The organism is Pseudomonas sp. SDO5591_S426 (assembly GCF_054070755.1).
Window position 1 is genome coordinate 1 of the sequence record NZ_JBSVXD010000219.1, and the last position, 8,431, is coordinate 8,431.

The following is an 8,431-nucleotide window of genomic DNA, read 5'->3' on the forward strand; positions in this document are numbered from 1 at the left end:
TCTTGATTTTCAGCGATTACAAGGCCGCCAAAGATCAAAAGATCGCAGCCTTCGGCAGCTCCTACACAGGTTGTTTCCCTGTTTCAGCGCAGGTAGAGAAGTCCTGTCACCAAAGGCTCCAGCTCCAAATCATTGACAGCCTTGACCGTGTCGATCATCTCCACAGGCCAACTCTCAAGACCCAGACAGGCACCGAGCATCGCGCCGAGAATCGCCGCAATGGTGTCGGTGTCGCCGCCAAGGCTGGCGGCCATGCACAGTGCGTCGAAGGCATTCATTTCGCCGATGGCCACCTGCTGGGCCAGGGCAAACGACACCACCACCGACTCCTGCGACGCCACCGAGGTGCCGATCACGTCGTACAGCAAATCCGCCAGCAAGCCGTTGTCGCGGTCGACGCTGATGCTCCGCGCCCAACTGATGCGCGAGGCAATGCGTCCACCGGCAACCCAGTGGCCATGGCTTTCCGCTTGCTGGGCGATTTGCTGGCCGAGGTTCAACGCCTCGCCCAGGTCCATGCCGTTGATCCCGGCAGACACCACCGCCGCCACCGCCGCCGCACTGGAGATTCCCAGCGTGGTGTTGTGGGTGACCTGGCAGGCTTGCACCACAGCTTCAATAAAACGCTGCGGATCAGCGACATTCGCCGCGATCCCGACCGGCGTGATGCGCATGGCCGCGCCGTTGGTGGTGCCGTAGCGTCCGGCCTCTTCCGGTGAATGGCCGGCGAGGATCATCTCGATGGCGCGTTTGGTCGAAGGGCCGAGCAGATCCTGCGAGCCCTTGGCCTGCATCACCGTTTCCCATTCGATCAAACGCTGGGCGAGTACCGACGGTTCGATCTTGCCCTTACCGTCAATCAACAACTGACCGACCAGAATCGCCTGTTCGGTGTCGTCGGTGATCGAGCCTTTGGGCATGTTGGCGGCGATCGGTTGATCGGGGCCGGCATCTTCGAGGGCTGTGATTTCGCCAAAGCGAACCTGGATTTCAGCGCGACTTAAAGACTGGGTCGGCATGCCCAGCGCGTCGCCCAAAGCCAAGCCGTAGAACGCGCCCAAGGCACGATTGAGCGCAGTCATTTCGACGTTCCAAATTGCAGGTGCAGGCGAAAATGCACAGGATCGAGCAGACTTTCCACTTGCTCCATGAAGCGGTTTTGCCGGTCGTAGGTGGTGCGCAAAGCCTTGAGGAATACGGTGCCGACCGGGCGGCCCAGCAGTTCGGCGTCCTGTTCATTCAGTGGTTCGGCGCCGATCCATTGATCGCCGCGCTCACCGATATAGCCGTAGGCGGCCAGGGTGATGGTCAGGGAATTGTCGATCAGGCCAACCCGCGGCAAGCTTTCCAGGCCTCCGCTGGCGGGCATCAATGCGCGTTCAAGGGAAACCAGCGTGCCGTCATTGGAACGGCGTCGACGGTCAAGGGTGATGAACTGGTCGGTGCCGAAACGCGGCAGCAGGTCAGCACGGGTCACCGCCTCCAGCCGCAGCACTTCGGTGTTGACCAGCGCGCCGCTGTCGGCCAGGGCCTGGGCCCAGCCGCTGCGCTGGTCGAGCACCACACCGTCGAACGTGACGATGGAGCCCACCCCGCTTTGCGTCGCGATGTAATTGCGCCGTTTCAATTCGGCCAGGGCTTCACGCAAAGTTCCTCGGCTGACTTTGAATTCTTGAGCCAACTGATGCTCGCCCGGCAACTGAAAGCCGTCCTCCAGGAGGCCGCTTTCGATGCGCCGGATGAGTTCGTCGACCACCCGTTGTTTCTTGTCAAATCGTACCTGTCTAATCATGTACAAAGTGATAACCGAAACGGGTCAGAACGGGCAAGGGATTTTTAAGGGAAGTGACGGAAGGGATGGCAAAAAAGCCGTGACCGCTGCGCGTTCAATCGCTGGCAAGCCAGCTCCCACAGGTTTCCAAGTCGAACATAAATTTTATGTACGACATCAATTACTGTGGGAGCTGGCTTGCCAGCGAAGGCGTCAGTCAGGTCAATGTAAATCTTAGCGCTGTTTCAGTCGGTCAATCACCACCGCCAACAGCAAAATCGATCCACGAATCACGTACTGGTAGAACGTATCGATGTTCTTCAGGTTCATCGCATTCTCGATGATCGCCAGAATCAGCACCCCGGCAATCACATGCCGGATCATGCCGATCCCGCCGCTCAACGACACACCGCCCAGCACACAAGCCGAGATCACCGTCAGTTCAAAACCCTGGCCGATCATTGGCTGGCCGGAGGTCATGCGCGAAGCGAGGATCACCCCGGCCAGCGCACCGATCACACCGTGCACGGCGAAGATGATGATCTTGGTCCGGTCAACGTTCACCCCGGCCAGCAGCGCCGCTTCCTGGTTGCCGCCGATGGCCATGGTGTTGCGACCGTAGGTGGTGTAGTTCAGCAGCCAACCGAAGAACAGGAAGCAGACGATGGTGATGAGGATCGGCACCGGCACGCCGAACAACTGGCCGTTGCCGAAAACGAAGAACGATTCCTGCGATACACCAACCGCTTTACCGTTGGCGAAGATGTAGGCCAGACCACGGACGATCTGCATGGTCGCCAGCGTGGTGATCAACGCATTGACCCGCAGCTTGGCGATCACGATGCCGTTGATCAGACCGACGATCAGCCCCATCACCAGCGCCGCGCTGACGCCGAGAAAGACGCTGTCGGTGTCGCGCATCACCACCGCCGCGACCACGCCCGCGCAGGCAATCACCGAACCCACCGACAAATCGAAATGCCCGGACGCCAGGCAATACAACATGGTGCACGCGGCAATCCCGGTGGTGGAAATCGCCAGACCGAGGCCGCGCATGTTCAGCGGCGAAAGGAAGTTGTCGATCAGCAAAGTGCAGAGCACGAAAATGCCGACGGCCGCCAGCAACATCACCCAGTCATCGAGAAAACGCCGCAGGTCCAGGGGTTTGCGTGCAGTCGGCAGGGTTTCATTTTGGGTTGTCATCATAGTCACCTCTCAGTTCGCCACGCCGTCAGCGCGTTGGCGCGGCAAAGCCAGTTGCAGCAGGTTGGATTCATTGGCCTGTTCGCGGCTCAGTTCGCCGCGCAGTGCGCCTTCACACAGCACCAGGATGCGGTCGGAAATGCCCATCACTTCCATCAGGTCGCTGGACACCACGATCACCGAAATGCCACTGGCCGCCAGGTTGTGAATGATCTGGTAAATCTCGGCCTTGGCACCGATGTCGATGCCCCGCGTCGGCTCATCGAGCAGCAAGACTTTCATCGGCATCGACAGCCAGCGGCCGAGAATGGCCTTCTGCTGATTGCCACCGGAGAGAAACTTGATCTGCTGTCCGGCGTGCGGTGTTTTTACCTTGAGCGCCTTGATCTGTTTATCGGCGTTGGCCTTTTCCCACAGACCACGCAACAGACAACCGAAGGTGGAATTCGCACCACGGGCGCTGATATTGATGTTCTCGGCAACGCTCGCCAACGGCAGGATGCCTTCCTTCTTGCGGTCCTCGGGACACAGCAGGATCCCGGCTGCAATCGCATCGCGGGGCGAGCGCAATTTCAATTCATGCCCGCGCAGTTCAAGGCGACCGGCGCTGTTGCGCTCCAGACCGCTGAGCAGGCGAAACAGTTCGGTTCGACCCGCGCCGACCAGGCCGAACAATCCGAGAATCTCGCCTTTGTGCGCCTCGAAACTCACAGGTTCGCGCAGGCCCGGCCCCAGCAGGCCATCGACCTTCAACGCCACCGCACCACGCGGGCGCGAGCGATAGTCGTAGATGTCCTGGATGTCGCGACCGACCATGCACGTGACCAATTGATCGTGGGTCAGCTCGCTCATGTCTTCGAAGGTACGCACGTAACGGCCGTCCTTGAACACCGTCACTGCGTTACAGATACGGAATACTTCTTCCATGCGATGGGAGACGTACAGCACCACTTTGCCTTCGTCGCGCAGGCGACCGATGATCGCCATCAAGCGATCGATCTCCCGCGCCGACAGGCTGCTGGTGGGTTCGTCGAACGCGATCACGTGGGCGCCACGGGACAAGGCCTTGGCGATTTCCACCAGTTGCCGTTGCCCGAGGGACAGGCGCCCGACCTTCTCCTGCGGATCGATTTCGTCAGCCAGGCCCTTGAGGCAGGCCAGTGCTTGCTGGCGTAAAGTGCCGCGATTGATCAGGCCGAAACTGGCTGGCAGATGACCGAGGAACAGGTTTTCCGCCACGGTCATTTCCGGCACCAGGTGCAACTCCTGATGGATCACCGCGACGCCACTGCCGATGCTGTCGGCAGTGGATTTGAAGGCCATCGTCTGATCGCCGATCTGCAGGTCGCCGCTGCTCGGGATGTAGGCGCCGCCGAGAATTTTCAGCAGGGTCGACTTGCCGGCGCCGTTCTCGCCCATCAAGGCGTGAACCTGTCCCGGATGGGCAACGAAGCTGATGCCGTCCAGCGCCTTCACGCCGGGAAAGGTCTTGCCGATCCCGTTGAAGCGCAAGCTGCCGCCGGCATTGTGTTGTTGTACTTGTGTTTGCGCGTGCATAACCACCTCATCACACAGATCAGGCAACCCCGTTGCCGGGGCTGCCGATGAAATCAACCGGCCTTCAGTTCCACAGGCCGATCTTTTCCAGTTCCTGCTTGAAGTTGTCGCGGGTGATCAGCGTCACGTCGTCCATGGCGGTGTACTTCGCCGGTTCTTTGCCGGTGGTAACCCACTCGTACATCATGCTGGCGGTGTTGTAGCCCTCGATGTGCGGGCTCGGCAGCATCGAACCGTAGAAACCGCTGTTGGGCTTCTTCAGCTCGCCGATGGCGTCGGTGCCGTTGATGCCGATGCCGATCACGTTCGCTGCTGCGAAGCCGGCCGCTTCCGTGGCACGTACGCCGCCAAGCACGGTGTTGTCGTTCATGCCGCCGATAATCAGGTTCTTCGCCGCGCCCGGCAGTTTCACCAGCGCCGAGTTGGTGGCGTCCATGCTGCCCGGCACGTCGAGGGTTTTCAGGGCCGAGAACAGGATGTGATCCTTCGGCATGCCGGCCTCTTCCAGCGCTTTCACCGAACCGTCGGTGCGTTTCTTGCCGGTGTCGAGTTCGTTGTAGGTGTTGATCACCGCGTAAGTGTCTTTCCAGTCCCAGCCACGTTTTTTCGCTTCGGTGGCCATCGCGCTGCCTTGTTTCTGGCCCACTTCGAACGCGGCCATGCCGAGGTACGGCACGTCTTCCATGAACTTGCCGCTGGCGTCGACAAAACGGTCATCGACAGCAATCACTTTCAACCCGTTGAGCTTGGCCTTGGCCATGATCGCCGGGCCGAGGGACACGTCCGGCGGGCAGATCACGAAGCCCTTGGCGCCGTTGGCCGCCAGGCTGTCGATGGCCGACAGGGTTTTCTCACCATCCGGTACGGCGATCTTGATCAGGGTAAAGCCCTTCTCCTTGCCGGCCTTTTCGGCGAACGCCCATTCGGTCTGGAACCAGGGTTCTTCCGCTTGCTTGACCAGAAAACCGATTTTCACTTCCTCGGCCGCCAGCAGCGTGCTGCTGAGGCTGACCGCCGAAACCGCCAGGGCGGCACAGCACAGGGTACGGATGGCACGACGACGATTCATAAGCTGACTCCTTGTTGTTCTTGTTGAGTGTTCTTTGAAAATCATGGAGCGGTGTAACCATACTGCCAATAGTCATATCGTATGATGATTGGATTTTAGTCGTAGTAACGCGCCTGAAATCCCGGGCACTCAGTCGTGGTACATCACCGAGCGTCCGCCATCGATGGTGATACACGAGGCGTTGATGAACGGCGCTTCATCGCTGGCCAGGAACACCGCGGTCATGGCCACTTCGAGCGGCTGGCCGATGCGTTTGGGCGGGTGCAGATCAAAGGCACGCTGACGTTCAGCGTGCGGGTCGGCAAAACCGTTCCAGTAATCGACGTTCAATTGGGTTTCGATGTAGCCCGGTGCGATGGCGTTTACGCGAATGCCCTTGGGCGCGTACTCGATACCCAAGGCGCGGGTCAGGCCGAGCAAACCGTGCTTGGCCACCGGGTACGGAAAGCAACCCGGAATGATGTGGGAAGAATGGGTGGAGGCGATGTTGATAATGCTGCCGATGCCCTGCTCGATCATCTGCGGCAGTACAGCCTTGCAGCCGTACCAGGCGCCATCGAGGTCGATGGCGAAGCAACGGTGCCAGTCATCCTCGGTCATTTCCAGCGGATCACGGAATACGTTGATGCCGGCGCAGTTGACCAGCACGTCGATCCGCCCGTGACGTTCGACCGCCAATTTAGCCATCGCATGCAAATCCTGCTGACGCGAAACGTCGGCCTTGATCGCCACGACATCGGCGCCTTTGTCCCGCCAATGTGTCGCAACCTTCTCGACTTTTTCGGCCTGGATGTCGCTGATGATCAGCTTGGCTTGCTGGGACGCGAAGGTCGCGACAATCGCCTCGCCGATGCCTTGGGCGGCGCCGGTCAGCAACACCACTTTGTCTTTCAGGCGCTCGCCCTTGGGCGGATTGGGCGCCTCTGGCAAAGAAAGGGGTTCAGCCATGGATCGCTGCATCACTTCACCTGTTTTGTTTTTTTAAGTGTGAGTGCGTGTAACTGATGGAGTCGACTATAAACCCGGCCGGCAGAAAATCTCAATATATATATTTACATCCCATATTTAGGGATTTACCCAGAGAATCGAGTACACAGCTTTCCAGGCACGTCGACGCGAATCGCCAACACTGCGCCGTCCAGTGGATGCCCAAGCGGGCTCGCAGCACTGGTGATGTAAAGGGTCTTCAGATCAGCATCGCCGAATACACAACTGGTCGGGCGGCTGACGGGAAGTTCGATCACCCGGTCGACTTTGCCGTCCGGCGTCAGCCTGATCAGGCAGCTGCCGTCCCAGCGGGCGTTCCAGACAAACCCCTCGGCATCCATCGCCGAACCGTCCGGACCACCGAGCGTGTGAGGGCCAAACCAGGTCTGCGCCGGTTCAAGGTTGCCGTCGGTTCGAATGAAGTGCCGATACAACGTGCCGTCGAGGCTGTCGCCGAAATACACGGTGGTGGCGTCATCGCTCCAGAGCAGCGTATTGGGAATGCCCAGCCCTCGCAGCAGCGGTGTCACCCGCGCATCTCGATCAATGCGGAACAACCCGCCGGAACGCCGTTCGATAGGCAAGTCTTCGCCCTGTTCACCGATGTTGTTTTGCATGGTGCCGAGCCAGAGCCGGCCCTGTGCATCGCAACGGGCTTCGTTGGCGCGATTGCCTGGCTGAGGGTCGGCGACGCAGAACAAAGTCAGTCGCGGTTCCAGGCCCGGTGAATCCAGATCAAGCCGATACACGCCGCTGCTCAACGTCACCAGCGCATCACCGCTGGCGCAGGGGATGAACGCTGACACGTGCTCCGGCATCTGCCAGATCTGCACATTCGCGCCGATCAGCCGCAGCGCTTGCTTGCCGGCGATGTCCACCCAATACAGCGCCTGGGTCGGCGCATCCCAGAACGGACCTTCGCCCAGTTGCGCCCGGTGTTCGGTAACCGCGGTCAACGTCATGAAACCTCCTGCATTGTTCTTGTTTTTATCTGTGGTTCTTTTTTTGTCAGCCGGCTTTTTTATCGGCCATGACTTGTGGGTAATAGCGCTTGATGGCCAGGTCGGCGTTGTCGATCAGGGTCATGCAGGCCCAGACACCCCGAGCGGCGTCCCGGGCGGCGATGGCGTCGGCCATGTCCTTGTGAATCGGCAGGGTGCGACGCAGTTCGTCGGGGTCAGCAGCGGAAACTTCAAAACACACCGCCAACAGCGCGCCGAGGGCCGGGACCATTTGTTCGATGAATTGATTGTGGCTGGCGGCGAGTATGCATTCGTGGAAGAGCTGATCGGCGCGGTTGTAGTCGACGCCGCTGTCCACCGCCCGCGCCAAGGCGTTGTAGGCCAGCAGAATCGCCTCCACCTGAGGGACAGTCGCGCGTTCGCAAGCCCAACGCACCGCCATGGGTTCGATGGTGCGACGCAGGTCGAGCAAGTCGTCGACGAAATTTTCCGGCAAACCGCTGCGCGACAACCAACCCACGACTTGCGGATCGAAGAGGTTCCAGCGCCGCACCGGCAACACCCGTGTACCGACCTTCGGCCCGACTTCGAGCATGCCTTTGGCAACCAGGGTCTTGATGGCTTCGCGAATGACGGTGCGACTGACACCGAGTTGCTCGCCGAGATCGGCTTCGACCTTGAGCGCTTCACCGGGCTTGACCTGCCCGGTGGCGATCCAGCAACCCAGCCAATCGACTGTCGACGCATGAAAGCTGCTGGACATGGACACCTCAAAGCCGTTCGCGATGGAGGCCAACGCTAATCATCATATGATTGGGTGTCAATCGAAAAGATCGCAGCCTGCGGCAGCTCCTACAGAGGAAAATGTTCTCCTGTAGGAGC

At 59.9% G+C, this 8,431-nt stretch carries 8 protein-coding genes; all 8 read right to left on the reverse strand.

The features are described from left to right. Window positions 1-83: 83 nt before the first annotated feature. The 8 genes from ACW9JC_RS26545 to ACW9JC_RS26580 all read right to left on the reverse strand — a co-directional run bounded on the left by ACW9JC_RS26545 (window position 84) and on the right by ACW9JC_RS26580 (window position 8,312). The gene (locus ACW9JC_RS26545) at window positions 84-1,082 is read right to left on the reverse strand and encodes an ADP-ribosylglycohydrolase family protein (protein ID WP_457458704.1); all 999 of its coding nucleotides are present in this window, start codon (window positions 1,080-1,082) and stop codon (window positions 84-86) included. Further along, window positions 1,079-1,792, reverse strand: coding sequence for a GntR family transcriptional regulator (locus tag ACW9JC_RS26550; protein ID WP_457458706.1), 714 nt, complete (start codon window positions 1,790-1,792; stop codon window positions 1,079-1,081). Before ACW9JC_RS26550 ends, ACW9JC_RS26545 begins: the two co-directional genes overlap by 4 nt. A 213-nt stretch (window positions 1,793-2,005) precedes the next feature. Then, complete coding sequence (gene araH / locus ACW9JC_RS26555) at window positions 2,006-2,974, reverse strand: L-arabinose ABC transporter permease AraH (protein WP_175389741.1); 969 nt, start codon at window positions 2,972-2,974, stop codon at window positions 2,006-2,008. Window positions 2,975-2,986: 12 nt separating this feature from the next. Then, entirely contained in the window at window positions 2,987-4,531 is a 1,545-nt protein-coding gene (gene araG / locus ACW9JC_RS26560) for an L-arabinose ABC transporter ATP-binding protein AraG (RefSeq protein WP_338585328.1), read from the reverse strand. A gap of 64 nt (window positions 4,532-4,595) precedes the next feature. Continuing rightward, on the reverse strand, window positions 4,596-5,600 hold the full coding sequence (locus ACW9JC_RS26565) for a substrate-binding domain-containing protein (RefSeq protein ID WP_338585327.1): 1,005 nt from the start codon (window positions 5,598-5,600) through the stop codon (window positions 4,596-4,598). 129 nt (window positions 5,601-5,729) lie between these two features. Further along, window positions 5,730-6,548, reverse strand: coding sequence for an SDR family oxidoreductase (locus ACW9JC_RS26570; RefSeq protein ID WP_457458709.1), 819 nt, complete (start codon window positions 6,546-6,548; stop codon window positions 5,730-5,732). 125 nt (window positions 6,549-6,673) lie between these two features. Beyond that, window positions 6,674-7,549: an SMP-30/gluconolactonase/LRE family protein gene (locus tag ACW9JC_RS26575; protein ID WP_457458711.1), complete on the reverse strand. Its 876-nt coding sequence runs from the start codon at window positions 7,547-7,549 to the stop codon at window positions 6,674-6,676. 46 nt (window positions 7,550-7,595) lie between these two features. Next, the gene (locus ACW9JC_RS26580; protein WP_457458713.1) at window positions 7,596-8,312 is read right to left on the reverse strand and encodes a FadR/GntR family transcriptional regulator; all 717 of its coding nucleotides are present in this window, start codon (window positions 8,310-8,312) and stop codon (window positions 7,596-7,598) included. Between the last annotated feature and the right edge of the window lie 119 nt (window positions 8,313-8,431).